The organism is Microbacterium sp. HM-570, from assembly GCF_054165885.1.
The window spans coordinates 232,399-259,229 of sequence record NZ_CM135111.1 but is presented as its reverse complement, the minus strand read 5'-3'; the positions used below and the strand labels follow the sequence as shown (position 1 = coordinate 259,229).

Here is a 26,831-nt window from a genome sequence, read left to right as displayed (position 1 = left end):
GCCCGACGCCTAGAATGGGGCAGTGTCTGAAATCACCCCCGAACTCGTGCGCCATCTGGGCGTGCTCGCCCGGATCCAGCTGACCGACGAGGAGGTGGACCGCCTCACCGGAGAGCTCGACGTCATCGTCGACAACATCGCGAAGGTGTCGCAGGTCGCCACCCCCGACGTCCCCGCGACGAGCCACCCCGTGCCCCTCCGGAATGTCTTCCGTCCCGACGTCGTCAGCGAGACGCTGACCCTCGAGCAGGCGCTCCAGAATGCCCCGGATGCTGCAGACGGACGTTTCCGCGTGACCGCGATCATGGGGGAGGAACAGTGAGCGACCTCACGCGCCTGAGCGCGGCTGCCCTCTCCGAAAAGCTTGCGCGGGGCGAGGTCTCGAGCGTCGAGGCCACGCGCGCGCACCTGGACCGCATCGCCGCCGTCGACGGCGACGTGCACGCGTTCCTGCACGTCAGCGACCACGCTCTCGACGTCGCGGCGGACATCGATCGCCGCCGCGCCGCCGGTGACGACCTCGGCCCTCTCGCCGGCGTCCCCCTCGCGATCAAGGACGTGCTGGTCACGACCGACATGCCCTCGACCAGCGGCTCGCGCATCCTCGAGGGGTACATGTCGCCCTTCGACGCAACCGTCGTCGCACGCTCGCGCGCCGCGGGACTCGTGCCGCTCGGCAAGACCAACATGGACGAATTCGCCATGGGCTCGTCGACCGAGCACTCGGCGTACGGCCCGACGCACAACCCGTGGGATCTCGACCGCGTTCCGGGCGGCTCGGGTGGCGGTTCCGCCGCGGCAGTCGCCGCCTTCGAGGCGCCCCTCGCGCTCGGCTCGGACACGGGTGGGTCGATCCGCCAGCCCGCGCACCTGACCGGCACCGTCGGCATGAAGCCGACCTACGGTGGCGTGAGTCGCTACGGCGCCATCGCCCTCGCCTCGAGCCTCGACCAGGTCGGTCCCGTGACGCGCTCGGTGCTCGACGCTGGCCTGCTTCATGACGTCATCGGCGGGCATGACCACCGCGACTCCACGTCGCTGACCGATGTCTGGCCCTCGTTCGCCGAGGCCGCCCGCGACGGCGCCCGCGGCGATGTGCTCAAGGGGCTGCGCGTCGGCGTGGTCCGTGAGCTTCCCGACAGCGGCTTCCAGACCGGCGTCTCCGCATCTTTCCGTGCATCCCTCGCGCTCCTCGAGGCGAACGGCGCCGAGATCGTCGAGATCAGCGCCCCCCACTTCGAGTACGGCGTGGCCGCGTACTACCTGATCCTGCCGGCCGAGGCTTCCAGTAACCTGGCCAAGTTCGACTCGGTACGTTTCGGTATGCGGGTCACCCCCAACGCCAACGCGACGGTCGAGGATGTCATGGCCGCGACGCGCGAGGCGGGCTTCGGCGATGAGGTCAAGCGCCGCATCATCCTCGGCACCTACGCCCTGTCGGCTGGCTACTACGACGCCTACTACGGGTCGGCTCAGAAGGTACGGACGCTGATTCAGCGAGACTTCGACGCCGCGTTCGGTGCCGTCGACGTGATTGCGACGCCGTCCGCTCCGACGACAGCGTTCCGCCTCGGCGAACGGGTCGACGACCCGCTGCAGATGTACCTCAATGACGTCACGACGATCCCGGCGAACCTGGCCGGTGTGCCCGGCATCTCGATCCCGTCGGGTCTGGCCGAAGAGGATGGCCTGCCCGTGGGCATCCAGTTCCTCGCGCCCGTCCGCGAGGATGCTCGTCTCTACCGCGTCGGCGCGGCGCTCGAAACACTGCTCGAGGATGCCTGGGGCGGACCGCTGCTAGACCGAGCCCCGGCGCTCACCACCCGAGGAGGGGTTTCCTGATGGCCAAGGCCCCGCTGATGGACTTCGACAAGGCGCTCGAACTGTTCGAGCCCGTCATGGGATTCGAAGTGCATGTGGAACTGAACACCGTCACGAAGATGTTCTCGGGTGCTCCCAACCCGGCGCACGGTGCGCACGACGCCGCCGCACCGAACACGCTCACCGCAACTGTCGATCTCGGGCTGCCCGGCTCGCTACCGGTCGTCAATGAGCTGGCCGTGCGCTATTCGATCAGCCTGGGCCTCGCCCTCGGCTGCGAGATCGCGCCGTCCAGCCGCTTCGCGCGGAAGAACTATTTCTACCCTGACCTGGGTAAGAACTACCAGATATCGCAGTACGACGAGCCGATTGCGTTCGAAGGCAGTGTGACGGTCGAACTCGCCGATGGCACTGAGGTCGTGGTGCCGATCGAGCGGGCGCACATGGAAGAGGATGCTGGCAAGCTCACCCACGTCGGGGGAGCGACGGGCCGTATTCAGGGCGCGGAATATTCGCTCGTCGACTACAACCGTGCCGGAGTGCCGCTGGTGGAGATCGTGACAAAGCCGATCTTCGGGGGTGAGCACCGCTCGCCCGAGATCGCCAAGGCCTATGTGCAGGCGATCCGCGACATCGTGCTGGCACTCGGCATCTCGGACGCACGCATGGAGCGGGGAAACCTGCGCTGTGATGCGAACGTCTCGCTGCGCCCGCGCGGTCACGAGAAGCTCGGCACCCGCACCGAGACGAAGAACGTGAACTCGATGCGGTCGATCGAGCGCGCCGTGCGGTACGAGATCCAGCGCCAGGCCGCGATCCTCGCGTCGGGCGGCACGATCATTCAAGAGACGCGGCACTGGCACGAAGACACCGGCACGACGTCGCCGGGACGTCCGAAGTCGGATGCCGACGACTATCGCTATTTCCCCGAGCCCGACCTGCTGCCCGTGGTGCCCGCACCCGCGCTGATCGAAGAGCTCCGGGCCGCGCTGCCGGAGGCGCCGCCCGCGCGCCGCCGCCGGTTGAAGGCCGAGTGGGGCTTCACAGACCTCGAGTTCCAGGATGTCGCCAATGGCGGCCTGCTGGCCGAGTTGGCGGCGACTGTCGCTGCCGGCGCGTCCCCCGCCGCGGCGCGGAAGTGGTGGACGGGCGAGATCACGCGACTGGCGAACGCTGCCGGGCGTGAGGCATCCGATCTGATCGCTCCCGCGGATGTCGCGGCCGTGCAGGCTCTCGTCGATGCCGGAACCCTCAACGACAAGCTCGCGCGCCAGGTGCTCGAGGGCGTCATCGCGGGGGAGGGAACCCCGCAGGAGGTCGTTGACGCGCGTGGGCTGGCCGTCGTCTCGGACGACGGGGCGCTGATCGCAGCAATCGATGAGGCGCTGAAGGCCCAGCCGGACGTTCTCGAGAAGATCCGCGACGGCAAGGTGCAGGCCGCGGGCGCTGTCATCGGTGCGGTCATGAAGGCGATGCGGGGGCAGGCCGACGCGGCCCGGGTGCGCGAGCTCGTCCTGGAGCGCGCCGCGTCGTTGTAGTCGGTAGGGATCACTAGATGAGTGAGTCCGTTTGGCTGGGTCGGCGTGGATGCTGTTAATCGCAGGCGGAGGGTGTTAACCCCGGTGTGTGAAAACTGAACTCAACACCCTCCTGATCACACTCTACGTCCACCTCGATGACCGGATCCTGCCCGCGATCGGCTTCACCCGCGATCACCACCCGGGCCGCAAACCCGCCCTCAACGACGCGGAATTGCTCTGCCTGCTGGTCGCGCAACACCTGCTCGGGATCGCGTCGGATCGGAAATGGATCCGATACGCGCACGCTCACCTGAAGGGCATGTTCCCGAACCTGCCCGGCCAGTCCGGGTGGGGCAAACGCGTCCGCCAATCCACCGGGCTTCTCTCTGCGGTGATCACCGAGCTGGCCCGTGACACCCCGTCCTGGGGTGAGATCACCCGGCTGGTGGACTCGACCCCGTTACCGTGCGGGAAATCGCGGGAGACCGTGAAACGCTCAGACCTTGCCGGGCACGCCGACTACGGATACTGCGCATCCCACTCCCGATACTTCTGGGGCTTCCGGCTCTATCTGATCTGCACTCCCGACGGAATGCCCGTGATCTGGGGACTCGCGAGCCCGAAGATCGGTGAACGCGAAGCCACCCAAGCGATGCTCGACCACGACAGACACCTCATCCAGCCTGGACAGGTCATCGTTGGCGACAAAGGCTTCGCTGGGAAGCAGTTCGAGGACTTCGTCACCAACGAACTCGGCGCGCACCTGATCCGCCCCGACCGCAAAGACGAGACCCCCAGGTTCGGGAAACTCGGCAGCATCCGACAATGGGTCGAGTCCGTGTTCGACACCCTCAAAGGCCAACTCACCCTCGAAGACCACGGCGGCAGAACCCCCGCAGGCGTCTACTCCCGCGTCGCCGCAAGACTCCTCGCCCTCGCCGCCGGCATCTGGCACAACTGGCTCACCAACGCCCCCGCCAAACGCTCCCTCATCGCCTACGACCACTGAACCAAACGGACTCACTCATCTAGGGCCGAGAGTGCACGTTCGCTACGCGAACGTGCACTCTCGGCTTTTCGAATCCCGAAGGGATCGAAACCCAGGGGCGCGGCAATGTCGGAGGCCGGGGCGAGAATGAGTGCATGGGACGCGGCGACGGCAGTGGGCGGATCGTCTCCGCCGATGGCGCGGATGACTCGGGTACCGGAATCCTGCACGTCGATATGGATGCGTTCTACGCCGCCGTCGAGGTGCTCGACAACCCATCGCTGCGCGGCAAACCGATCATCGTCGGCGCGCCCGAGGGCCGCTCGGTCGTCTCGAGCGCGTCATACGAGGCGCGACGCTTCGGGGTTCGTTCCGCGATGCCGGTGTCGCATGCGCTCCGGCTCTGTCCCTCGGCCGTTGTCGTGCTGCCGCATTTTGATCGATACCAAGCTCTCTCGACCCAGGTCATGAGCATCTTTCACGATGTCACGCCGCTCGTTGAACCACTGTCGATCGATGAAGCGTTCCTCGACGTCCGCGGCGCACGCAGGCTGTGGGGAAGTCCTGGGGAGATCGCCCGGATGCTCCGAAAGCGCGTGCAGGAACAGACCGGGCTGACGTGCAGTGTCGGCGTCGCGGCGACCAAGCATGTTGCCAAGATGGCCTCGACCATCAGTAAACCCGACGGCATGCTGATCGTTTCGGCCGCCGAAACCGAAGCCTTCCTCCGTCCGCGCTCCGTTCGCGCGATGTGGGGGGTCGGACCGAAGTCCGCCGAGTCCCTCGAGTCGCGAGGTATCCGGACGATCGCCGACATCATCGAAACGCCGCGCGACGTTCTCGACCGAATCGTCGGCGTCGCGTCGGGTGAGCGTCTCTCGCAACTCGCCCGCGGTATCGATCCCCGCGAGGTGTCTACGACACGCGTCGAGAAGAGCATCGGGCACGAAGAAACGTTTCATGAGGATGTCTGGGACCCGGCGTTCCTGCGCTCCGAACTTCTCCGACTGTCCGACCGCGTGGCGCGGCGGCTCCGCAAGGGCGGATGGGATGCCGCGACCGTGGCCATCAAGGTCCGCTTCGCCGATTTCACGACGATCAGTCGGTCGCGCACCCTCTCCGAACCGACGGACGTCGGCCAGCGCATCGGCGACGAGGCACGCGATCTCTTCGCATCGGTCGAGGCCCGCCAGCCGATCCGTCTGCTCGGGGTGCGGGCCGAGAATCTTCGGCCGGCGGCCCGCGGGCAGTCCCTCTGGGATGACGACGAAGACCGCCGCAAGCTCGAAGACACGCTGGATGCGGCATCCGCACGCTTTGGCGGAGCCGCCGTCATGCGCGCCACCTTCGTGGGCCGGTCGGCGCGTCCGACGGCTCTGCCCTCGCACCCCCGACCGCCTGCATCTCGCGACTGACGACATCCGCAAGCCACTCGTCACTGGTGCGAACCCGCGCTAGCGTGGGGGAATGCCCAACATTGCACAGGACCTCGCCCAGCAGTCCGTTCACTTCGGCGTCAGCAGCGCGTACGGCGACCAGCAGGACGTCGATGGTGTGCGGATCATCCCCGTCGCCGCGACGTGGCACGGATTCGGTGGTGGTTCGGACGAGAAGGGCAATGAGGGTGGCGGCGGCGGCGGGTACTCGCTGCCTTTCGGCGCCTACATCCGACGCGGTGACGATCTGCGCTTCGAACCGAACGTGATCGCGCTGCTCGGCGTCGGGATCCCGTTCGTGTGGGTTGCCGGACGGGCACTCAGCCGTGTCATCCGCGCACTCAAGAAGTAGACCCACGCCCGACGATCCCCTCACCGCAGCATCCGACGCCGCCGTGGCCCGGATCGTGCGGGAACTGCGCGGTCTCGACGCTCTGAACCCCGTCGTGCTGATTGACGGGCAGAGCGGCGCCGGAAAGACGAGGCTCGCGGCGGCTCTCGTGCGGAATTGGCCAGCGGCAGGCCGGGTCCAGCTGGTCGCGCTCGACTCGATCTATCCCGGCTGGGACGGACTGGAATCCGGCGTCGAGATCGCGCGTCAGGACATTCTCGTCCCGCACGCGCGCGGGTTGATGGGCGTGTGGCGCAGGCATGATTGGGAGACGGATGCTCCGGCCGAGGCGCATGCGGTCGATCCGTCTCTGTCGCTCATCGTGGAGGGCTCGGGCATCATCACGGCCCAGACGCTCCGGTTGAGTGACATAGCCGTGTGGGTGGAAGCGCCCGAAGAGGCACGGAAACGTCGCGCCCTCCTCCGCGACGGCGACACCTATCGCCCGCACTGGGATCGCTGGGTGGCTCAAGAGCAAGCGCACATCCGTGCGGATGATCCCGCGCAGCGGGCAACGCTCGTGGTCTCGATGCCCTGATGCCGCGCTGACTGCGAGACCGTACCCTGGGCCAGCGGGCTGTTTCAGTCGGCGGTTTCCAGCGCGCGGACGATCCCGTCCAGTCGGTAACCGATCCAGTCGTAGACGGCGAAACGGTCGTCGTCGGGGTCGTGATCGTCATCGCCCGAAATTCCCAGGCGCGTGGCGATGACGAGGCGGATGGCGGTGAGTGTGCGCATCCAAGCCCAACCGGCGTCCCCTTCGATTGCCAGGTCTATCGTGTCCGCCGCCGGATTGGGGTCATCCGGATCTCCCGAGGCGAATGAGGGCGCGAGATCGGCGAGCACACGCAGCGCGTCATGCTGGCGGCGCTCGAGCAGATCGTGCCGCGTCGCGTCGTGGAATTCTGCCGCGGCGCCCGCGTCATCGGGGTACGGGTTCGGCGCGAGTCGCGCGATCGCAGGGTCGTCCGACTCATCGGTTGCGTCGGCATCGGCGACGGCGTGTGGCTCGAGCAGCTCCGAGAACTGAGCGACGAGGTCGGCGAGCTGCTGAGCCTCCAGCCGCGAGATCGTGAGGATGAGCGTGTTCTCGGTCATTGGGGGATCCTCCGGACGGTGGCCCAGAGGCCGTAGTCGTGCATGGCCTGCGCATGCAGTTCCATCTGTTCGCGCGGCCCCTCCGCGAAGACCGCATGACCGCGTTCGTGGACATCCATCATCAACGCCGTGGCGCGGTCGGTCGAGAAGCCGAAGTAGCTGCGGAAGACGTGAACGACGTAACTCATCAGGTTCACGGGATCGTTCCACACGACGGTCTGCCAAACGGCCGGATGCTCGGGGTTCTCGCGCTGTCGGACCTCGCGGTCGACGTCGGGCAGGGCAATGGGCATCAGGCCCAACCCAGCTCGTGCAGGCGGTCGTCGTCGATCCCGTAGAAGTGCGCGATCTCGTGGACGAGTGTCGTATGGATCTCGTCGCGAAGTTCGTCCTCGTTGTCGCACACGGCCAGGTGTGGCTCGCGGTAGACGATGATGCGATCGGGCAGCTCACCGATCCCGTAGCGGTCCCGCTCCGTCAGCGACGTGCCGTCGTAGAGGCCGAGCAGGTCGAGTCCGCCGTCTTCGGGGCGGTCCTCCACCACGAAGACCACGTTATCGAGCCCCTCGACCATCTCGTCGGGGAGCGCGTCGAGCTCCGAGACGACGAGCGCCTCGAACGCCTCGGCATCCTGTTCGATCATTGGGGTGAGTAACGGGGCTCGAACCCGCGACATCGGCCACCACAAGGCCGCGCTCTACCAACTGAGCTATACCCACCATGTACCCGTATGCCCGGGTAACCCAGCAATTGTATTACACACCCGGGGTGTAAGAAGACACGGCGGCGGCGGCGGCAGCGCGCGCGCCATCGCTCGTGGGGCCGGGCTGCGGCACGAACACGGCCTGACGGTAGTAGGCGAGTTCGCGGATCGATTCGCGGATGTCTGCCAGCGCGCGGTGTCCGCCGTCTTTCGCGGGGGCGTGGATGTACGCCCGCGGATACCAGCGCCGAGCAAGCTCTTTGATGCTCGACACGTCGACGCTGCGGTAGTGGAGGAAGTGATCGAGTCTCGGCATGTACTTGGCGAGGAATGCGCGGTCGGTGCCGATCGTGTTGCCGGCGAGAGGCGCCTTGCCCTCGTTCGCGAAACGCTGGACGTACTCGAGGGCGAGGAACTCCGCCTCGGCGACGCTCACACCGTTGGGGATCTCGTCGAGCAAGCCCGAGCTCTCGTGCATCCCCGTGACGAAGTCGTTCATGTGCTCGAGCGCCGACGGGTCGGGCTTGATGACGATCTGGAACCCGGGGTCGAGCACGCGCAGTTCGAAGTCCGTGACGACGACGGCGATCTCGACCAGTTCGTCCTGGTCGAGGTCGAGCCCCGTCATCTCGCAGTCGATCCAAACGAGCCGGTCGTTCTCGTGCGCTGGCATCTCGACATCCTATCCATGGGTATGGACCCATCCGACGACCTCGGCGGCGAGGCGATAACCTGAACGGACGCCCTCGTAGCTCAATGGATAGAGCATCGGCCTTCTAATCCGGTGGTTGCAGGTTCGAGTCCTGCCGGGGGCACCGCCGGAGAGGAGCCCGAGATGGCGATGCCGCTGTGGTTGGCCGATACGGTCGCGAAGCTGATGCAGAGGCTTCCGAGTAACGTCCCGGCGAGTGGTGATCTCTCCTTCACCGAGATTCCCGTGACTCTTCGCGACGCGACGATTCCGACGCGTCACGGCGCCGCGGATGCAACGCTGTATGTGCCCCCTACCGGTTCCTCCGGCAAGGGCGTCTATGTGAACTTCCACGGCGGAGGTTTCGTCATGCGGCATCCGGAGCAGGATGACGCGCTGTGTCGCTATATCGCTGCCGAAGCCGGGGTCACCGTCCTCAACGTCGACTACATTCCGGCGCCGCAGTCTCGTTTCCCCGGACCCGTCGAGCAGGCGTATGACATCGCGGTGTGGGCGGCCGCCATCGAACGCCCGTGGCTGGGCGAGAAGCTGGTTCTTGGCGGACAGTCGGCGGGCGGCGCACTTGCCGCGGGCGCGGCACGTCTCGCGCTCGAAAGGGGAACGCCGCACGTCAGCCTCCAGGTGCTGATGTACCCGCCGCTGGATCTGACGGTGCCGGCCAAGACCAAGCTCTCGGAGGGGAAGGAGACGCTTCTCGCTCGTATGGGGCCAATCTTCGACACCGCATACTGTCCGGATGCGGGGCGACGGACCGACCGATTGATCTCGCCCGCCTCGAGCGCAGACAGAGCAGATCTGACGGGTATCTCGCCGGCGCTCATCGTCACCGCAGAGAAAGACATCCTCCGGGAGGAAGAGATCCGCTACGCCGAGCGGCTAGCGGGCGTGGGTGCCCTGCGCGGGCATATCGATGTGCCGAACGTCGGCCACGGGTTCAATACCAGCGACGCCCCTCGCGAGGTCGTCGAGACGGTTTATGCGACGATCGCACGACATGTGCAGGGAAGTCTGTCCTGACCCCTGGCGATGTCCCCGGGGCAGGCGTAACGTCGCCACGGTCGGAAGGAGTTCGATGATGAATAACGCGACGCTCGGTCAGATACAGCAAACCCGGACGATCTGGGTCGCATTCGGTGAATCCGGTGTGGTCGGGACGATCCGCAAGGATTCAGACGGGTACACCGTCACGATGGCAGGGGCCGAGGCATCCGCGGGGACGTATCCCACAATGGATGTCGCGAAGTCCGCGCTCTACGCGCGGATGCGCCCGGGGAGCGATTGGCCTACCTTCCAGGAGCACTGAACCGGATTCTCCTCTTCGGGATCAGGTCCGGGCCGTGGGGCCTGGCCCTCGGCGCGCGGGTCGTTGAGTGTCGAACAATCGCAGGGCTGCATGGCTCGCGGGTCCGATGACGAGCGCGTAGACGAGAGTGCCCACGCCGACCGTGCCTCCGAGCGTCCACCCGATCGCCAGCACGGCGACCTCGACCGCTGTGCGTGCCACCCACAGGGGCCAACCCCAGCGCGCCGAGATGCCGGTCATCAGGCCGTCACGCGGACCCGGTCCGAACCTGGCCCCGATATAGAGGCCGCCGGCGATGCCCACGAGTGCGACCCCGCCCAGAAGCAGGGCGCTGGACTGCAAGAGGTTTTCGGGCGCCGGCACCAACGGCAGTGCGAACTGCAGGGCCGTGCCAACCACCAGGATGTTGGCGATAGTCCCGATCCCCGGCTTCTGTCGCAGGGGAATCCACAGGGCGAGCACGGCGAGTCCGATGATGTTCGTGATCCAGCCGAGGCCGATCCCCGTCCGTAGGGCCAGACCTTCTGCCAGCACGGTCCACGGATCCACCCCGAGGCCCGCGACCACGACGATGGCCACCCCGACGCCGTAGAGAATCAAGCCGATCATCAGCTGGGTGACCCGCCGGACCTGGAGCGAGGCCGTCGGCGATGCCGGGAGACCCCGCTCGGCTGACGCGCGTGCCGGTCGGACGGTTGGGTGGAACATGATAAAGAGCCAATATCAACATTGGCCTTTTTGATAGATGCCAATCGCCGTAGGGTGGACGTATGGCCGACTCCCGACTGTCTTCCCGCGCACTCGTTCAACTTCTTGGAGAGTGGCGCGACAGCGCGCCCGCGTACCGTGGGCTGGCGGATACCGTTCGGATGTTGTGTCTCGACCGGCGCATCGCACCAGGCACTGCCCTCCCCGCGGAGCGCGATCTCGCAGCCCGGCTCGAGTTGAGTCGAACGACCGTGGCCGCCGCGTATCGCGATCTACGCGAGTCCGGCCACGTCGCGAGCTTGCGCGGTTCGGGCAGCGTTGTCCGTGCCGTCGGGCCTGTCGCGGACATCCCCGAGCCGGGGGACGAGGACACGATCGATCTGCACCGGGCAAGCCCCGCGGCCTGGCCGGGCTTGAGTGCCCTGTTCGTCGATGCAGCGACCGATGCGCCGCGTTGGGTCGGGCGATGCGGCTACGACCTCGTAGGTGCGGTCAAGCTTCGTACCGCGATCGCCGACCGATACACCGCGCGCGGACTCCCGACGGAGCCCGACCAGATCATCGTGACGACCGGCGCACAGAGCGCCATCGCACTCGTGACGGACGTGCTCGTGCGGCGCGGGGATCGCGTCGCGATCGAGACGCCGACGTATCCGCACGCCGCCGATGCACTCAGGGAGGCGGATGCGAGGCTCGTGGCAATTCCGGTCGACGCAGAGTACGGGTGGGACCTCGAGCGCGCCGATCACGTCCTGCGTCGCGCGGCACCGAGCCTGGCCTACCTGATGCCTGACTTCCAGAATCCGACCGGCGCCACCATGGATGAACACACGCGCCGCACATTGGCCGAGTCGGCGGCAGATGCCGGTGCCGTCGTCGTTGCGGACGAGACAACAGCTGACCTCGACATCGATCGGCCCTTCGAGAGCCTGCCATTCGGGCTTGGCCTCGACCCCTACGTTCAGCGGAACATCGTCACGATCGGATCGCTGGGCAAGACCGTTTGGGGTGGCCTGCGGATCGGGTGGATCCGCGCGGACCTCGACCTGGTCCCGAGGCTCATTGCGGCACGACCCCGGCGCGAGCTGGGGACTCCGGAGTTGGAACAGCAGGTCGCGATTCTTGCGTTCGAGCGGCTACCCGAGATCCTGCAGCAGCGTGCCCAGCTCCTGCGTGAGGGACGTGACACGCTCGTGCGTGCGCTGACCGAAGCTCTACCCGAGTGGACCGTCCCGACCGTGCACGGGGGAGTCTCGCTGTGGGTGGGTCTCGGTGCGCCTGTCAGCTCGCCCCTGGCGCTGGCTGTCCGGAGCCGCGGCCTCATTCTCTCCTCCGGACCCCGCTTCGGGGCGGACGGCGGGCACGAACGGCACCTGCGTGTGCCGTTCACGGCGCCCCCAATCGAGCTCACGCGAGCGGTGGAGATTCTCGCGGAGGCGTGGCCCGAAGCCCGCGATCGCGGTCGTCCCGTGACGGAGACGGTGCTGGCCGCAGTGGTGTGACGGTTTCCACGACCAATAGTCGACAGTGGACAGTGGACTGGCGTCTCACGGACCTCCCGGTGACGCGTCGGCCGCGTCAGACGCCTGTGCCGACGCGTCAGCGGTTTCGGAGTGCGCTGACGGCCTCATCGACAGACCAGAACTCCCCAACGGTCCGGAAGCCTTCCACCCCGTCGCGGTAGCGGCGCGCGGCCCATCGTGAACCGAGTGTGTGTTCGCGTTGGTGCAGATGGCCGACAATGCGCCCTGTTGCATCGAGCACGCGCCACAGCGACGGCCCGGCTGAGGTCAGCCGGACTCGGAGACCGGGGGAGGGCACGGGGGGCGCGGCGTCGAGGTGAATCGACAGAGAAGCGGTGAGTGTGAGGTTTGTCACGAGAAACTCCTTTCGATATCGAATGTATGTTCGACATCCGACATCTGACATCCGACATTTGACATCCGCTCGCCCGTCCGTGTGGGCGGCGCATGGTGGGCTTCCTCCCCAGGCGCGCACTACGCGGCACTGTCCCCGAATCAGGTGATCGGACGTCGCACCGGGAGCGCCGCGCAACATGCTGTCCGGAGAGGGCACCGTGCTCTCAGTCGGGAGGCGCACCTCCCGTGCGAAAGGAGTCGGGTCATGAGCGACCACATCACGATCGTCGGCAACATCGCGGGGGATCCGCGGCATACTCACACCCCTTCCGGAATCCCGATCACGACTTTTCGTGTCGCGAGCTCCCCGCGCCGGTTCGACCGCACGACGGAGAAGTGGGTGGACGGCGAGACCAGTTGGTACTCCGTGTCGGCTTTTCGCGCGCTCGCCCTCAACGCGGCCGGATCGCTCCAGCGCGGCGAACGGGTCATCGTCAGCGGGCGGCTCAGGATTCGGACGTGGGAAAAGGGTGATCGCAGCGGGACCACCGCCGAGATCGATGCCGAGGCGATCGGACATGACCTGTTGTGGGGAACGACGCGCTTCGAGCGAGCGGGTGCGCGGGAAACGGCGCCCGCCTCGACAAACCAGGGCTCGGCAGATGCCGAGGGATGGTTCGCGCCCGGTACGCATCGTGACTCAGGTCCCGACGAAACGGTCGCGGGGACGACGGAGGGTGCATCGGTGCCCGCCGAGTCCCTGGTGTCGCACGAGCCGGATCGTGAGCCTGTTCCCTTCTGACACGGCCGGTGTGGACCGGCGGTCGCCGTCGGCTGTGTGGGGTGCTCGGTGGGCGCGCATAGACTTTGCTTGTGCAACTCCGTCCATCCCTTCGTGCTGTCGCCGGTGGAATCGTCCTGATCGTCGCCGCGGTGACTCTCAGTGCCTGCGTGCAGTCCCCGGCGCCAGACGGCACGCCGACGTCGGCGGCCCCCGCGGTGTCCATCACCCCGTCGGCGACGCCCACTTCACCGCCGGCCCCCACGCTGCAGCCCGAGGGAAGCGCCGCCGACAACCAGCCGTACTTCACCCTCGTGGTTCAGCAGGTCTGGGCGGGCCCCGAGCGCATGGCCGGACGCGCATATATCGACGCGCTCGTGACGGCGGGCTTCGACAAGAGCCGGATGCAGGTCACCAAGGACCAGACGACGATCGGCAACGTGGCGGACAGCATCCAGTTCTCGGTGGCATGGAATAGCGAGTGCCTGATCGGACAAGCGGGAGCCGCGTTTGCGGAACCCGCGGTGGTGGTGGTGCCCATCCTCGAAGGCGGGGCATGCCTCATCGGGGACACCCGTCCGATCGACTGGTGACGCCCGCGTCGCCGTGCCAGGAGGCCGGCGAAGCTCAGCCGATGGTGTGCCGCCCGTAGACTGGACGCGACATGGCTGAATATATCTACCAGATGGTGCGCGCCCGCAAAGCGGTCGGCGACAAGGTAATCCTCGACGACGTCACGATGGCGTTCCTCCCCGGCGCGAAGATCGGCGTGGTGGGCCCGAACGGCGCCGGTAAGTCCACGATCCTCAAGATCATGGCCGGGCTCGACATCCCCTCCAACGGCGAGGCCCGGCTGTCGGCGGGCTACAGCGTCGGCATCCTGATGCAGGAGCCTGTGCTCGACGAAGACAAGACCGTCCTCGAGAACGTGGAGCAAGGCGTCGGGCCCATCAAGGCTCAGCTTGACCGCTTCAACGAGATCTCGGGCCTGATGGCCGATCCCGACGCTGACTTCGACGCGCTTCTCGCCGAGATGGGCACGCTGCAGGAGGCCATCGACGCCGCCGACGCGTGGGATCTCGACTCCCAACTCGAGCAGGCGATGGATGCCCTACGCACACCCCCGTCCGAGGCCATCGTCTCCAACCTCTCCGGTGGAGAGAAGCGCCGTGTTGCGCTCTGCAAGCTGCTCCTCCAGAAGCCCGACCTGCTGCTGCTCGACGAACCCACGAACCACCTCGACGCCGAAAGCGTCCAGTGGCTCGAACAGCACCTGGCCAAGTACCCCGGCGCCGTTCTCGCCGTCACACACGACCGGTACTTCCTCGATCATGTCGCGGAATGGATCTGTGAGGTCGACCGCGGACGCCTGTACCCCTACGAGGGCAACTACTCGACCTACCTCGAGAAGAAGCAGGAACGTCTGCAGGTGCAGGGTAAGAAAGACGCCAAGCTCGCGAAGCGTCTCGCCAGCGAACTCGAATGGGTTCGCAGCAACGCCAAGGGTCGCCAGACCAAGTCGAAGTCGCGTCTCGCCCGCTACGAAGAGATGGCGGCCGAGGCGGACCGCACCCGCAAGTTGGACTTCGATGAGATCGTCATCCCCCCGGGGCCGCGCCTGGGACAGATCGTGCTTGAGGCGAAGAAGCTTCAGAAGGGCTTCGATGGCCGCAGCCTGATCGATGGCCTGAGCTTCTCGCTGCCGCGCAACGGCATCGTCGGCATCATCGGCCCCAACGGTGTCGGAAAGACGACGCTGTTCAAGACCATCGTGGGCCTCGAGCCCCTCGACGGCGGAGAACTCAAGGTCGGTGAGACCGTCGAGATCTCCTACGTCGACCAGACGCGTGGTGGCATCGACCCGAACAAGTCGCTCTGGGAGGTCGTCAGCGACGGCCTCGACTGGATTCAGGTCGGCAAGGTCGAGATCCCCTCGCGCGCATACGTTTCGCAGTTCGGCTTCAAGGGCCCCGACCAGCAGAAGAAGGCCGGCGTTCTCTCCGGTGGTGAGCGCAACCGTCTGAACCTCGCACTCACGCTGAAGCAGGGCGGCAACCTACTGCTCCTCGACGAACCGACGAACGACCTGGACGTCGAAACGCTCGGCAGCCTCGAGAACGCGCTCCTCGAATTCCCCGGATGTGCCGTGGTCATCACGCACGACCGGTGGTTCCTCGACCGCATCGCGACGCACATCCTGTCGTACGAAGGCACCGAAGAGGATCCCGACAAGTGGTACTGGTTCGAGGGCAACTTCGAAGCCTACGAGGAGAACAAGATCGAGCGCCTTGGCCCCGACGCGCTCAACCGTTCGAGTTCGACGTATCGCAAGCTCACGCGTGACTGACGATCTGAGCGCCGGCACCGGCGGCGTGCGGCTGCACGTGCCGATGCCGCTCCGCTGGGGCGACCTCGACGCGTTCAACCACGTCAACAACACGTCGATGCTCAAGCTGCTCGAAGAAGCGCGCATTCGCGCCTTCTGGCGGTCGACGGGCGAAGACGCTGAGGATGCGCCATCCACCGCGGTTCTCGACTCCGGGATCGAGCACGGCGTGCTTTCTCTGATTGCGCGGCAGGAGATCGAGTACCTGCGCCCCGTTCCGTACCAGCGGCGACCGTTGGACGTGCAGATGTGGTTCGGCCGCATCGGCGGCTCGAGCATCGAGATCTGCTACGAGGTCTATAGTCCGCTCGGGGCCGACTCTGACAAGCACGAGACGCAAGAGTTGTATGCGCGCTCGTCGGCGGTGCTGGTGATGGTGAATGCCGAGAGCGGTCGACCGCAACGTCTCACGGACGAGCAGCGCGTTGCCTGGACGCCGCTTCTCGGCGAGCCGATCGTCTATGCGCGCCGCGGCTGACGCGTCCGGCCTGGGTGCTCTCTTCGACAAGCTCAGGAAGTGTGTGGCCGGTCGCTGAGCCTGTTGAAGCGACCCTCAGGAGTCGGTGGGCACCCGGATGACGATCTCTTGCGCCGACGTTGCGACGAGCAATCCGTCGCGCGTGTAGATGCGGCCGGTTGCCAGCCCGCGTCCGGAGCTCGCGCTCGGCGACTCCTGCACGTACAGCAACCACTCATCGACACGGGCCGGCCGATGCCACCACAGCGCAGCGTCCAGGCTGGCGACCTTGATGCCGGGGCGGGTCCACGCGATCCCGTGGGCCCGCATCACCGACTCTTGGATCGTGTGGTCGGATATGTACGCGAGCGCCGCACGATGCAGCGCCGGATCATCCGGCAGTCGACGCCTGGTCCGCACCCATGCCGCGTTCTCGGGGCGAGCATCGGGATCGGGGTGGAGGTAGATCGCGGGCAGAACATGCCGCACCTCGACAGGTCGGTCCGTCAACAGACGCTTCGACATCGGATGCACCTGATCGGCGCCGCGGGGCAGCTCAGAGAGCGACTCGGGATCAGGGATCCCGTCCGGCATCGGTGTCGCGTGCTCGAGCCCTGCGCCCGCCGTTTGGAAAGACGCGATCATCGAGAAGATCGGCTCGCCCTCTTGGAAGGCTTGGATGCGGCGGGCCGAGAACGAGCGCGCGTCGTTGATGCGGTCGACGGAGAACGTGATCGGCTTCAGCGAATCGCCGGGCCGCAGAAAGTAGCCGTGCAGCGAGTGCGCCAGACGTTCTTCGGGCACCGTGCGCTGCGCCGCGATCACGGCCTGTCCGAGCACCTGCCCGCCGAACACACGCCCGCCGGGCATCGGTTCGGACTGCCCGACGAAGATGTCCTCGGTCGGCCGTGCCTCGCCGCCCTGGAGCGACAGCACGTTCAGAAAACGGTCCACCGGATCGTCGGAGCGGAGGGTGGGAACGGCTGTCTCAGTCACGAATATTCTCCCGCGGCATCGGGACGCCGCCGCCTGGATCTGACCGGGGCGCCGCCACCTTGATATCTTAGAGGGGATGCCGCAGACCCTCAGATTCCCCGATTCCGAGGCGCGCGACGACTTCCTGACCTTCACGTCCCGTGCCTCGCGCTTGAACGACCCCGAGGTGCGTCTCGAAGCATCCCGCGGCACGCTCGCCACCTGGGCGCCGATCCTGGTGCCGCGCGGACTGCTCGACCGCACGCCGACGATCCTCGCCCTGCGAGCCCTGCCCGTCGATCCCGAACTCGTCTGCGATCTCGTTGTCGCAGCGTCTGGTGTCGCGGCCTCCGCGAGCGACACGCAAGCAGCCGAGCTGCCTGCGACCGCCCTGCGCGCGACGTGGGCGGGCGTCTCTGCGCCCCGCGGCGGGTGGGTGCCGGTACGGACGATCGATAGCGCGGATGTCGCGGCCCGAGCGCACGAGGGGATGGCGCGCGTCGCAGAGATTGTCCCGGCCGATGCCGGAGCGGAGGCGGTTCAGCGCGTGCGGTCATCCGTCTGGAGCGAGCCCGTCGAGTCTTGGTCGGGTCTGTCCCTCGGTGCCGGGTTCGCCGCCGTGGCGCTCGGCTTCATCGTGGGATCCGAACAGGTGCAGCTTCTGAAGTCCGGCGCGTGGGCGCGACTCAGCTTCGCCCGCGGCCACGTTTTAGTGCGCGGCGCGGCGATCACCATCTGACGTCGACGCGTTTCAGACCGAGGCCGCGGCTGCACGACCCGCCGCGCGTCCCGAGAACAGGCATCCGCCGAGGAACGTTCCCTCGAGTGCGCGGTAGCCGTGTACACCGCCGCCGCCGAAGCCGCTCGCCTCGCCGGCGGCGAATAATCCGGGAACGGGGGTGCCCCCGATGCCCAGCGCACGTGACTGCAGGTCGGTCTCGATCCCGCCGAGCGACTTGCGCGTTACGACGTGCAGCTTGACCGCGATCAAGGGTCCCGCCGACGAGTCCAGGATGCGGTGGGGTGGAGCGGTGCGGATCAACCGGTCGCCGCGATAGGCGCGAGCCGACCGCAGCATCGCGATCTGCGCATCCTTCGTGAAGTCGTTGTCGATCTCTCGGTCGCGCGCCTCGAGTTCACCCCGCGCGCGCTCGATGTCGAGGGCGTCGCCGCCCGGCAGAGCCGCCATTCCTGTGAGGAGGCGGTCCAGTGTGTCTGCGACAACGAAGTCCGCGCCACGGTCCATGAAAGCCTGCACGGGGTCGGTCGGGCCCTTCGCCAGTCGTGACCGAACGAGGAGCCCTAGCCTCGGGCTTTCACGCTTGTGGTCCGGCGACCGTGCGTGTTGGATAGGGAAAGTGCTCCTGACCTGGGAGAATAAGGCTTGTCGAGAGTCGTATTGATCCGCAAGAAGGAGCACCTTCAGGGTGAAGAATACCGGAGCGTATCCCCGCGTGAATGTTGACACCGCGAGGGTGTCCGCGATCGGTCAAGCGGGCGGTGTGCTGCTGACCGAAACCGCACGCGCCACTGGTCTTGACCGGGCGCTGTCCGAGGCTCTCGGGCCGTGGCGGAAGCCGTTTGCGATCCATGATCCCGGGAAAGTTGTCGTGGATCTTGCGATCGCGCTCACGTTGGGTGGTGACGCTCTCGCTGACATCGGGGTGCTCCGCGGCGAGCCAGGGGTGTTCGGGCCGGTCGCATCAGACCCGACGGTGTCCCGCACGATCGCGGCCCTCGCTGCTGACCCGGACCGCGCGATCGCTGCGATCAACACCGCGAGAGCCACTGCTCGGGAGCGGGCGTGGTCGCTGGCCGGTGAGCACGCGCCCGGTCACGCCGCGACGGTGAAGGACCCGCTGATCATCGATCTGGATGCGACGTTGATCACCGCGCACTCCGAGAAAGAACACGCCGCACCGACATACAAGCGCGGCTTCGGCTTTCATCCGTTGTGCGCGTTTCTCGACCACGGGAAACCCGGGGCGGGTGAGGCGCTCGCGATCAAGCTCCGCCCGGGCAACGCCGGCTCGAACACCGCCGCGGACCACATCGACGTCGTGAAACAAGCGCTCGCGCAGTTGCCCGGAGGTTCGGCCCGGCCGGGGAAGAGCGTGCTGATCCGCGCCGACGGTGCCGGTGGAACGCACGAGTTCGTGAAGTGGCTCAGCGGGCGCCGGTTGGCGTATTCGGTGGGGTTCACGCTCCCTCAGTTCACCCCGGAGCTGTATCGGAAGATCCCCGAGAAGGTGTGGGCACCGGCCTACAACGCGGCCGAAGAAGGCCGCCCGGGTGCGGATGTCGCCGAGTTCACCGGGATCCTCGACCTCACGAAATGGCCGCCAGGGATGCGTGTCATCGTGCGCCGCGAACGACCACACCCCGGCGCGCAACTGCGGTTCGATGACGTCGACGGTTACCGCCTGACCGCGTTCGCCACGAACACGGCCCGCGGGCAACTCGCCGCCCTCGAGCTGCGGCACCGTCGGCGGGCGCGCTGCGAGGACCGCATCCGTATCGCGAAAGACACCGGACTGCGCAACCTGCCCCTGAAAGCGTTCGATCAGAACCGCATTTGGTGCCACCTCGTGGCCCTCGCGTCCGAACTGATGGCCTGGATGGGAATGCTCGCGCACCCCACCGATGCCGCCCGCCGGTGGGAACCGAAACGGTTACGGCTGCGGCTGTTCTCCATCCCGGCAGCGATCGCGCGGCACGGCCGGCGCACGACCCTGCACCTCTCCGACCGGGCAACCTGGGTCGCCACGGCCCTCGCGGCGATCACCGGGCTGCGCGCTCACGCGCGGGCGCCCGGCTGACGCCGGCAGCCTTCAGTCCACCCACGACAGCACCGCCCCGGACCGGAACCCCGCCCACGCAGCGACACGCGACTCATTGTCGTACCCAGGCGACAGAATCAGGTTCAAGCGAGCGCACCCACGCTCATTCGACCCCGCTCACAACGACCATGAAAGGTCGAGGCTAGGTCTTTGCCGGTCAGGTCGGGATTCTGCTCACTCCCCGAGAGGGCGAACTCCTTCTCGATGATGCGCCGCGAAAGAACGAACCACGAGTGGTCGTGCCCGGTCGTGCGCAGGTGAGCGAGCGTCCCGAGGGTGTCGAAGCCGGGGAACAGCGGCACAGGAAGACGTTTACCGGTCGCATCGAGCCACACAGATGACGGTCCCGGGAGGATCCGGATGCCGTGATTCGGCCAGACGGGATCGTGGTTCTGGATCCCCTCGACGTAGTGCCACATCCGGTCGCCGTTGATCTGGTGTGCTCCTGCCCTCTCGGCTACGTCGAGCATGGCCCCGTCGACGTAGGCCGGGACTCCGGAGAGCATGTGTCTCGGGGGAGTGCCGAGCCGCCCGGGCCACCGGCTCCGCACGAGCGCGTGATTGCCGCCGATTCCGCCGGAGGCGACGACGGTCGCACCCGCCGTGATGTCGAACGATCCGACGACCTCTCGGGATGTCGCCTCGCCGCGCGGCGCTCCGGAGGGGGCGAGGATCTCGCCCGCCGCGCCGACGATGCCGCCGTCGTGAGTCACCAGGGCGGTGACTCGGTGACGCGCGAGCACCGTCGCGCGTCCCTCAGCTTCGCCGCGCTCGACCCGCGCCTGGAAAGCCGCGACCAGCGCGGGCCCGGTGCCCCAGGCGATGTGGAAACGGGGCACCGAGTTGCCGGGACCCATGGCTGTGTACCCGCCGCGCTCCGCCCAGCCGACGACGGGAAAGAGGCCGATGCCCAGTTCGCGGAGCCAGGCACGCTTCTCGCCCGACGCGAACTCGACGTAAGCCTCGGCCCAACGCCTGGGCCAGGCATCCTCCTCGCGGTCGAAGCCGGCGGTGCCGAACCAGTCCTGTCGCGCGAGGGCGAGCGAGTCCGTGATGCCCATCCGCCGCTGCTCGGGCGAATCGACCAAGAACAGCCCGCCGAACGACCACCACGCCTGCCCGCCGAGGTTGCTGCGGGGCTCCTGGTCGATGATCGTGACCTTCTTGCCCGCGTCCAGTGCGTGCGCTGCCGCGACGAGTCCGGCGAGACCCCAGCCGATCACGAGAACATCGGTCGTGTGGGAGGTATCGGCCATGGCGACTCCTTCGTCGATGGATCCGTGTGAGGTGGCGTCGAAATCAGTCTGCTGCGGGCGTCTTCGGAACGGGTGGATGGTACGGGCCCGCCACGCTCGCGGTGAACGCGGTCCGTCCGCCGCTCGGCGGACCGATCGGCGACGATTCGAATGTGTTGACCATAGCCATCGCGGCGCGTTCGAGATAGTCCCACAGCGTGGCCTCGTGTAGCGGCGGCAGGTCGAGTTCGTCGAGCGAGGCGCGCATGTGACGCAGCCAGCGGTCGCGGGCATCGGGATTCACGTGGAAAGGGTTGTGGCGCGCGCGCAGGCGTGGGTGGCCACGTTGCTCGCTGTACGTCGTGGGTCCGCCCCAGTACTGCTCGAGGAACATGGTCAGCCGCTCGGCCGCGGGACCGAGGTCTTCTTCCGGATACATCGGCTTCAGGACCTCGTCGGTTGCGACACCGCGGTAGAAGCCGTCGACCAGGCGGACGAAGGTCTCATGGCCACCGACCTCGTCGTAAAAGCTCAGGGGCGACGCGTCCGTGCTGTCCGTCATGTCGTGCCGCCTGTCTTCGGGTTTGTGTCGTCGTCCGGCGGTGTGCCATCGCCAGCGGTGCTGGCGCCCGCCGAACTATCGGGTGTCGTCTCGGCTGGGGGTGCCGTTTTGCGTGTGCGTTTCGCCTTCCACAGCGGGCGCTCCGGCAACGGCGCGGCCTCGGGCGCAACCGGGGTCGGCCGGGTTTTCGGGGGGTTCGCGCCTCGCACGCGCTGCGCGCCCTCCAGCCCGGTCAGCACGATCGAGTTCAGCTGGGGGAGTGTCAAACCCATCGCGTCTATCGCACGCTTGAGGCGCATCCGCAGCTCGCGCGCCACGTCGTCCTTTGCGTTGGCGCGCGTCTTCATGACGAGCCGGATGACGAGGGCGTCACCCGAGACGGACTCGAGACCCCACACCTCGGGCTTCTCGATGATGCGGGTGCGCCACTTCGGTTCCTTCGCGAGATCCTTGGCGGCCTCGAGCATGGCCGACTCGACCTCGTCGATGTCGGCATCGACCGGAACGGCCAGGTCGATGATGACCCGCGACCATCCCTGCGACATGTTGCCGATGCGCGTGATCTCGCCGTTACGGACGTACCAGAGCGTGCCATTGACGTCCCGGACGTGCGTGACACGGACGCTGACGTATTCGACGATGCCGGTTGCAAGCCCCAGATCGACGACATCGCCGATCCCGATCTGATCCTCGGCGACGATGAAGATGCCGTTCAGCACGTCCTTGACGATGTTCTGTGCACCGAAGCCGAGGCCTGCACCGATCGCGGCAGTGAGCAGGGCGAGCGAGCCGAGCGCGTTCGGGGCGAGTGCGTTGATCACCAACACGATGGCGACGACGCCCACCGCAACGTTGACGATGTTCTGCAGGATCGACCCGAGCGTGCGGGTGCGCTGAACGAGGCGGACTGCCGCCAAGGGTGAGCGTTCCAGAGCCTGGGTATCGTCGACATTCGCCTTGCTTTTGGCCCCGTTGACGATGCGCGTCACGACGCGGCGGATGACGATGCGGAGAATCCACGCCAGGAGAAGTGCGCCGACGATGATAGCGACGGCGTTGAGCACGCGGAAGCCGGCGGTGCTCAGCCGCTCGAGCAGTTGCGCCCACCACTCCGGGTTGGTAACGGTGTCGTCGACGGGCGAGAGGGCGAACATTCCGCCGATTCTACCGGCGGGCACTATGCCGTTCCTGTGACGCCCAACCGGTGGGCGAGGATCACGGCCTGCACCCGATCGCGCGCGCCCATCTTCGCCAGAACCCGTCCGACGTGGGTCTTGACGGTGGATTCGCTCACGAACAGCGCGGCGGCGATCTCAGAATTGGTCAGGCCCCGACCGATCGCTGCGAAGACGTCGCGTTCCCGCTCGGTGAGCGTCGCGAGCGCGGCGAGATCCGTGCCCCCGCCGGCGGCATTCGGCAGACGCCCGCCGAGAAGTTCCAGCATCCGTCGCGTCACGCGTGGCGACAGCGTCGCATCTCCCGAATGCACGGCCCGGATAGCCGCGGTCAGTTCGCCTGCCTGCACGTCCTTCAGCAGAAAGCCGCTCGCCCCCGCGGCGAGCGCTCCGAACGCGTACTCGTCGAGGTCGAAGGTCGTGAGGACGATGATGCGGGAATCGGGGTGCTGCTGCACGATCTGCTCTGTCGCGGCGATGCCGTCGAGCCGAGGCATCCGGACATCCATCAGCACGACATCCGGCGCGAGCTCGCGCACCGCCTCGATCGCCTCGGCGCCATTCGCGGCCTCACCGACCACGACGAACTCCGGCGAGGCCTCGAGCACCATGCGAAAGCCCATCCGAATGAGCTGTTGATCGTCGACGAGCAGGATGCGGATGGCTGCGCGGTCATTCATGCGGTGGCTCCAGGGGGATTCGGGCGCGGAGTCGCCAGTGGTTGGGAGAGATCATGCCCGCTTCGAGGTCTCCGCCGAGATGGGCGAGGCGCTCGCGCAGGCCCAGGAGCCCCAGACCACCCCCGCCCGACGGCTCGTCGGGACGCGAGCCGTCATTGTCGATGGTCAGCGTCAGGAGGTCGGGGGTGTGGACGACGTCTACCTGGATGAAGCGGGGGTCATGGGCGTAGCGCATCGCATTGGTGAGGCCCTCTTGAACGATACGACGAACCGCCTGACGAATCGCGGGCGGACCCTCGGGCACGCCCGTCACCGAGAGCGACACCGGGAAGCCTGCCCAGCGAGCAGCGTCGACGAGATCGTCGAGCGAGCCATCCTCCATGGGCGAGAGGGGCGCCGCGTCGGGGTGGTCTTCGCGAAGAACTCCGAGCATCATGCGCATCTCGGTCAGGGCGTCGCGTGCGGTCGCGGCGACGGCTCGTGATGCCTCGCGAGAGCGTTCGGGGTCGGCCGTGACGCTCGCACCCTCCGAGAGCGCGACGATGACCGTGAGCGAGTGCGAGACGACGTCGTGCATCTCACGAGCTATGCGCGCGCGTTCCGCAGCCGCCGCGAGTTGCGCCTGCTGGTCGCGTTCGACGAGCAGCTGCCGCGAGCGCGCGATGATCGCCTCGACATAGCGTTTCCGATTGCCGACGTTGACCCCGATCAATGTGCCGAGCAGCAGGCTGACCCCGAAGCTGATCGCGATATTGAGCAGGAGCGTCAGATCGCCGAAACCCATCATCGAGCGAACGAGCATGTTCAAGCCCAAGGCGACAACGGCTGAACCGAGCGCGATCCACGATGCGCGTGAACTCCGGTAGACAGCCACCGAGTAGACGGCGACGACGGTAGCCGGTCCGTTGATCGTGTTGATCTCGTCGGGTCCGAACAAGAACACGGGGGCCATTGTCACGATGAAGACCGCAACGGGCCAGCGGCGTCGCCAGACCAACGCGACACATCCTAGGATGGCCAGCCCGATCATGAGCGCGAGCAGACCGCCGGTCGGTGGGTCGGCGCGATCGGAACGGATACTGAGAGTCGGCACCGACAGGAAGAAAGCCAGGATGGCGATCAGGATGTCGGCAAAGAGCGGATGCCTCGCCCAAAAGCGCCGAAAGACGCCGGGTGGCCGCGGCAGACGCAACTCGTCCTCGGCCGGGCGGGTGCCCGGGCCGAGGACGAGTTCGCGTGCTGCGGACATCGATCGACTCTACGCGTCGCGCGTCTTCAGAACCGCGATCCCGCCGATGAGAGCTGCTGCCGCCCACGCGATCATCGTGATGACCGCGGGGATGGTGTCGAGCGAGTCGCCGGACATCCCGCCGCCGAGGAAGAGCGACTGCCCGGCGTTGGAGGGCAGGTAGCTCGCCAGATCGTGGATCCAGGCGAAGTTGTCGACGCGGGGGAAGAAGCTGACGAGCAGCGGCGCCACGAAGACGAGTCCGATGCCGATGGCCAGGGCGCCGGGGCCGTTGCGGATGACGAACCCGATTCCGACACCCATCATCGCCATGAGGGTGAGGTACGACGCGGCGCCGAGCAGCGGCATGAGCGACGTGTCGAGTTCGCTCAGGTCGAGCGCGTTCGTCGACAGGATCGGCGCTGTGACGACCGCGATGATGGCGAACGCGATGATGCTGGTGACGAACATCGTCACGCCCACGATCAGTGCCTTGGCGAGGACGGCGCCGCTGCGTCCGGGTGCCGCGGTCAGGGTCGAGCGAATCATCCCGGTCGAGTATTCGCCGGTGACCGTGATGGCGCCGAGGATGACGGCCAGCAGCTGCGTCAAGACCGTGCTGAACACGATTACCTGAACGGCTATCGCGTTGCCCTGAGGCATCCCGTCCACTGCGGCTTCGGCCGCGAAGCTTGCGAACGAGGCCGCCATCAGCAGGCTGAGGCCGATCGAGAGGACGAGCACGAGGGCGATCGACCACCAGGTCGAGCGGACCGTCGTGAACTTGATCCATTCCGATCGCACCAGGCGAGCGAAACTGAGGTGGATGCCGGGATCCGCCGGGGTGGGGGTCGCGGGCGCCGCGGTGGGCGCGGTCAGGTTGAGGGTGCTCATGCGATGTCCTTGGTGTTGTATTCGACGGAATCGCCGGTCAGACGCAGGTAGGCGTCCTCGAGCGTTCCGGATGCGGGAGTGAGTTCGTGCAGCGCGAACCCGCGCGATGCCGCCAGGTCGCCGACGGTCGCGGCGGTGACGCCGACGATGTCGAGCAGGCCGGGCTCGGAAGTGGTGATGGTCACGCCGTCCGCGGAGAGCGCTTCGGCAAGGCCGGTCGCGTGCGGGCTGCGAACACGGACCGAATGCTGGGTCCACTGCGAGACCAGGTCGGCGACGGGTGCGTCCGCGAGCACCTTGCCGCGGCCGAGCACGATGATGTGGTCGGCGGTTACGGCCATTTCACTCATCAGGTGGCTCGAGAGCAGGACGGTGCGTCCTTCGGATGCGGCGTGGCGGACGAACCGGCGCACCCACATGACCCCCTCGGGGTCGAGGCCGTTGACCGGCTCGTCGAGGATCAGGGTGTGCGGGTTGCCGAGCAGTGCCGCGGCGATTCCCAGTCGCTGACCCATGCCGAGCGAGAAGCCTCCGGCGCGCTTCTTGGCCACCGAAGTGAGTCCGGTGATCTCGATCACCTCGTCGACGCGCGAACGCGGGATGCCGTGGGTCGCCGCCATCGCGCGCAGGTGGTTCTTGGCGCTCCGGCCCGTGTGCACGGCCTTCGCGTCGAGGAGGACGCCGACTTCGGTGAGCGGCGAACGCAGGCCTGTGTAGGCGCGGCCGTTCACGGTGACGCGACCACGGGACGGCCGGTCGAGTCCCACGATCATGCGCATCGTGGTGGATTTTCCGGCGCCGTTCGGGCCGAGGAATCCGGTGACTTTTCCGGGTTGGACGGTGAAGCTGACATCCGAGACGGCGTGCTTTGCCCCGAAGTCTTTGCTGAGGTTCTCTGCAACGATCATGTGCTTCACGCTACGGAAGAACCCTCCCTCGGCGCGTCCGTCCGGGGAGGGTTCTTCCGTTGCTCTGGCGTGGTACCTAGGTACCGCCTGGCCTCAACCTGGGGCGTCAGAATCCCCCTGGGGCGCGAGGTTCCGCGCCCCAGGGGGATTCCAGCGCCCCAAGTGAGAGTA

General features: G+C 67.0%; 29 protein-coding genes, 2 tRNA genes and 2 pseudogenes. 17 read left to right on the top strand and 16 right to left on the bottom strand.

Annotation, left to right across the window (positions count from 1 at the left end; all coding sequences use genetic code 11):
* Window positions 1-22 precede the first annotated feature (22 nt).
* The 7 genes from gatC (at window position 23) to ACT9TC_RS01200 (ending at window position 6,694) form a co-directional block, all read left to right on the top strand.
* Window positions 23-322: an Asp-tRNA(Asn)/Glu-tRNA(Gln) amidotransferase subunit GatC gene (gene gatC / locus ACT9TC_RS01230; protein WP_458041664.1), complete on the top strand. Its 300-nt coding sequence runs from the start codon at window positions 23-25 to the stop codon at window positions 320-322.
* Window positions 319-1,842, top strand: coding sequence for an Asp-tRNA(Asn)/Glu-tRNA(Gln) amidotransferase subunit GatA (gene gatA / locus ACT9TC_RS01225; protein ID WP_458041663.1), 1,524 nt, complete (start codon window positions 319-321; stop codon window positions 1,840-1,842). Before gatC ends, gatA begins: the two co-directional genes overlap by 4 nt.
* Window positions 1,842-3,359: an Asp-tRNA(Asn)/Glu-tRNA(Gln) amidotransferase subunit GatB gene (gene gatB, locus ACT9TC_RS01220; RefSeq protein ID WP_458041662.1), complete on the top strand. Its 1,518-nt coding sequence runs from the start codon at window positions 1,842-1,844 to the stop codon at window positions 3,357-3,359. The genes gatA and gatB overlap by 1 nt, the downstream gene beginning before the upstream one ends.
* Before the next feature lie 88 nt (window positions 3,360-3,447).
* A complete protein-coding gene (locus ACT9TC_RS01215) occupies window positions 3,448-4,350 on the top strand; it encodes an IS982 family transposase (protein ID WP_458040813.1) in 903 nt (300 codons plus the stop codon).
* A 134-nt stretch (window positions 4,351-4,484) separates the two neighbouring features.
* A complete protein-coding gene (locus ACT9TC_RS01210) occupies window positions 4,485-5,744 on the top strand; it encodes a DNA polymerase IV (RefSeq protein ID WP_458041661.1) in 1,260 nt (419 codons plus the stop codon).
* 52 nt (window positions 5,745-5,796) lie between these two features.
* Complete coding sequence (locus ACT9TC_RS01205) at window positions 5,797-6,117, top strand: hypothetical protein (protein ID WP_458041660.1); 321 nt, start codon at window positions 5,797-5,799, stop codon at window positions 6,115-6,117.
* On the top strand, window positions 6,092-6,694 hold the full coding sequence (locus tag ACT9TC_RS01200; protein ID WP_458041659.1) for a hypothetical protein: 603 nt from the start codon (window positions 6,092-6,094) through the stop codon (window positions 6,692-6,694). The genes ACT9TC_RS01205 and ACT9TC_RS01200 overlap by 26 nt, the downstream gene beginning before the upstream one ends.
* A gap of 44 nt (window positions 6,695-6,738) precedes the next feature.
* On the opposite strand, the gene ACT9TC_RS01195 is transcribed toward ACT9TC_RS01200, so the two are convergent.
* The 5 genes from ACT9TC_RS01195 to orn all read right to left on the bottom strand — a co-directional run bounded on the left by ACT9TC_RS01195 (window position 6,739) and on the right by orn (window position 8,630).
* A complete protein-coding gene (locus tag ACT9TC_RS01195) occupies window positions 6,739-7,254 on the bottom strand; it encodes a DUF2017 family protein (protein ID WP_458041658.1) in 516 nt (171 codons plus the stop codon).
* Complete coding sequence (gene clpS / locus ACT9TC_RS01190; RefSeq protein ID WP_458041657.1) at window positions 7,251-7,556, bottom strand: ATP-dependent Clp protease adapter ClpS; 306 nt, start codon at window positions 7,554-7,556, stop codon at window positions 7,251-7,253. Before clpS ends, ACT9TC_RS01195 begins: the two co-directional genes overlap by 4 nt.
* On the bottom strand, window positions 7,547-7,897 hold the full coding sequence (locus ACT9TC_RS01185; RefSeq protein ID WP_458041656.1) for a metallopeptidase family protein: 351 nt from the start codon (window positions 7,895-7,897) through the stop codon (window positions 7,547-7,549). Before ACT9TC_RS01185 ends, clpS begins: the two co-directional genes overlap by 10 nt.
* Window positions 7,898-7,973: transfer RNA gene (locus tag ACT9TC_RS01180), tRNA-His, on the bottom strand.
* 36 nt (window positions 7,974-8,009) lie between these two features.
* A complete protein-coding gene (gene orn, locus ACT9TC_RS01175) occupies window positions 8,010-8,630 on the bottom strand; it encodes an oligoribonuclease (RefSeq protein ID WP_458041655.1) in 621 nt (206 codons plus the stop codon).
* Window positions 8,631-8,699: 69 nt separating this feature from the next.
* On the opposite strand from orn, the gene ACT9TC_RS01170 reads away from it, so the two are divergent.
* The 3 genes from ACT9TC_RS01170 (at window position 8,700) to ACT9TC_RS01160 (ending at window position 9,972) form a co-directional block, all read left to right on the top strand.
* Window positions 8,700-8,772: transfer RNA gene (locus ACT9TC_RS01170), tRNA-Arg, on the top strand.
* Window positions 8,773-8,792: 20 nt separating this feature from the next.
* Window positions 8,793-9,686 carry an alpha/beta hydrolase fold domain-containing protein gene (locus ACT9TC_RS01165; RefSeq protein ID WP_458041654.1) on the top strand — a complete coding sequence of 298 codons (894 nt, stop codon included), beginning with the start codon at window positions 8,793-8,795 and terminating at the stop codon, window positions 9,684-9,686.
* A 55-nt stretch (window positions 9,687-9,741) separates the two neighbouring features.
* A complete protein-coding gene (locus ACT9TC_RS01160) occupies window positions 9,742-9,972 on the top strand; it encodes a methyltransferase (protein ID WP_458041653.1) in 231 nt (76 codons plus the stop codon).
* A gap of 21 nt (window positions 9,973-9,993) precedes the next feature.
* Here the strand turns inward: ACT9TC_RS01160 and yczE are convergent, their stop codons facing one another.
* Window positions 9,994-10,680 carry a membrane protein YczE gene (gene yczE, locus ACT9TC_RS01155; RefSeq protein WP_458041652.1) on the bottom strand — a complete coding sequence of 229 codons (687 nt, stop codon included), beginning with the start codon at window positions 10,678-10,680 and terminating at the stop codon, window positions 9,994-9,996.
* 62 nt (window positions 10,681-10,742) lie between these two features.
* Here yczE and yczR point away from each other — a divergent pair, with 62 nt between their 5' ends.
* Window positions 10,743-12,182, top strand: coding sequence for a MocR-like transcription factor YczR (yczR, locus tag ACT9TC_RS01150; RefSeq protein ID WP_458041651.1), 1,440 nt, complete (start codon window positions 10,743-10,745; stop codon window positions 12,180-12,182).
* A gap of 97 nt (window positions 12,183-12,279) precedes the next feature.
* Here the strand turns inward: yczR and ACT9TC_RS01145 are convergent, their stop codons facing one another.
* On the bottom strand, window positions 12,280-12,558 hold the full coding sequence (locus tag ACT9TC_RS01145; RefSeq protein WP_458041650.1) for a hypothetical protein: 279 nt from the start codon (window positions 12,556-12,558) through the stop codon (window positions 12,280-12,282).
* Window positions 12,559-12,804: 246 nt separating this feature from the next.
* Here ACT9TC_RS01145 and ssb point away from each other — a divergent pair, with 246 nt between their 5' ends.
* From ssb to ACT9TC_RS01125, 4 genes are all read left to right on the top strand, one after another.
* Window positions 12,805-13,341, top strand: coding sequence for a single-stranded DNA-binding protein (ssb, locus tag ACT9TC_RS01140; RefSeq protein WP_458041649.1), 537 nt, complete (start codon window positions 12,805-12,807; stop codon window positions 13,339-13,341).
* A gap of 71 nt (window positions 13,342-13,412) precedes the next feature.
* The gene (locus ACT9TC_RS01135; protein WP_458041648.1) at window positions 13,413-13,913 is read left to right on the top strand and encodes a DUF6993 domain-containing protein; all 501 of its coding nucleotides are present in this window, start codon (window positions 13,413-13,415) and stop codon (window positions 13,911-13,913) included.
* A 71-nt stretch (window positions 13,914-13,984) separates the two neighbouring features.
* Entirely contained in the window at window positions 13,985-15,667 is a 1,683-nt protein-coding gene (gene ettA / locus ACT9TC_RS01130) for an energy-dependent translational throttle protein EttA (RefSeq protein WP_458041647.1), read from the top strand.
* Between the two features lie 43 nt (window positions 15,668-15,710).
* Window positions 15,711-16,184, top strand: coding sequence for an acyl-CoA thioesterase (locus ACT9TC_RS01125; protein WP_458042976.1), 474 nt, complete (start codon window positions 15,711-15,713; stop codon window positions 16,182-16,184).
* Window positions 16,185-16,259: 75 nt separating this feature from the next.
* Here ACT9TC_RS01125 and ACT9TC_RS01120 read toward each other — a convergent pair whose 3' ends face one another.
* Complete coding sequence (locus ACT9TC_RS01120) at window positions 16,260-17,159, bottom strand: acyl-CoA thioesterase (RefSeq protein WP_458041646.1); 900 nt, start codon at window positions 17,157-17,159, stop codon at window positions 16,260-16,262.
* Window positions 17,160-17,235: 76 nt separating this feature from the next.
* Between ACT9TC_RS01120 and ACT9TC_RS01115 the strand changes: the two genes are divergently transcribed.
* Window positions 17,236-17,877, top strand: coding sequence for a hypothetical protein (locus tag ACT9TC_RS01115; RefSeq protein WP_458041645.1), 642 nt, complete (start codon window positions 17,236-17,238; stop codon window positions 17,875-17,877).
* A 12-nt stretch (window positions 17,878-17,889) separates the two neighbouring features.
* On the opposite strand, the pseudogene ACT9TC_RS01110 reads toward ACT9TC_RS01115, so the two are convergent.
* Window positions 17,890-18,438: pseudogene (locus ACT9TC_RS01110) on the bottom strand (FAD-binding protein); the annotation flags it as partial.
* 127 nt (window positions 18,439-18,565) lie between these two features.
* On the opposite strand from ACT9TC_RS01110, the gene ACT9TC_RS01105 reads away from it, so the two are divergent.
* Window positions 18,566-19,957 carry an IS1380 family transposase gene (locus ACT9TC_RS01105; RefSeq protein ID WP_458041077.1) on the top strand — a complete coding sequence of 464 codons (1,392 nt, stop codon included), beginning with the start codon at window positions 18,566-18,568 and terminating at the stop codon, window positions 19,955-19,957.
* A gap of 131 nt (window positions 19,958-20,088) precedes the next feature.
* Here the strand turns inward: ACT9TC_RS01105 and ACT9TC_RS01100 are convergent.
* The 7 genes and pseudogenes from ACT9TC_RS01100 to ACT9TC_RS01070 form a co-directional block, all read right to left on the bottom strand.
* A pseudogene (locus ACT9TC_RS01100) lies at window positions 20,089-21,234 on the bottom strand (FAD-binding dehydrogenase); the annotation flags it as partial.
* Window positions 21,235-21,277: 43 nt separating this feature from the next.
* On the bottom strand, window positions 21,278-21,775 hold the full coding sequence (locus ACT9TC_RS01095) for a globin (RefSeq protein ID WP_458041644.1): 498 nt from the start codon (window positions 21,773-21,775) through the stop codon (window positions 21,278-21,280).
* On the bottom strand, window positions 21,772-22,929 hold the full coding sequence (locus tag ACT9TC_RS01090; protein ID WP_458041643.1) for a mechanosensitive ion channel domain-containing protein: 1,158 nt from the start codon (window positions 22,927-22,929) through the stop codon (window positions 21,772-21,774). The genes ACT9TC_RS01095 and ACT9TC_RS01090 overlap by 4 nt, the downstream gene beginning before the upstream one ends.
* A 23-nt stretch (window positions 22,930-22,952) precedes the next feature.
* Entirely contained in the window at window positions 22,953-23,630 is a 678-nt protein-coding gene (locus tag ACT9TC_RS01085) for a response regulator (protein ID WP_458041642.1), read from the bottom strand.
* Window positions 23,623-24,879: a sensor histidine kinase gene (locus tag ACT9TC_RS01080; RefSeq protein ID WP_458041641.1), complete on the bottom strand. Its 1,257-nt coding sequence runs from the start codon at window positions 24,877-24,879 to the stop codon at window positions 23,623-23,625. Before ACT9TC_RS01080 ends, ACT9TC_RS01085 begins: the two co-directional genes overlap by 8 nt.
* 9 nt (window positions 24,880-24,888) lie before the next feature.
* On the bottom strand, window positions 24,889-25,752 hold the full coding sequence (locus ACT9TC_RS01075; RefSeq protein WP_458041640.1) for an ABC transporter permease: 864 nt from the start codon (window positions 25,750-25,752) through the stop codon (window positions 24,889-24,891).
* Window positions 25,749-26,660, bottom strand: coding sequence for an ATP-binding cassette domain-containing protein (locus ACT9TC_RS01070; protein ID WP_458041639.1), 912 nt, complete (start codon window positions 26,658-26,660; stop codon window positions 25,749-25,751). Before ACT9TC_RS01070 ends, ACT9TC_RS01075 begins: the two co-directional genes overlap by 4 nt.
* Between the last annotated feature and the right edge of the window lie 171 nt (window positions 26,661-26,831).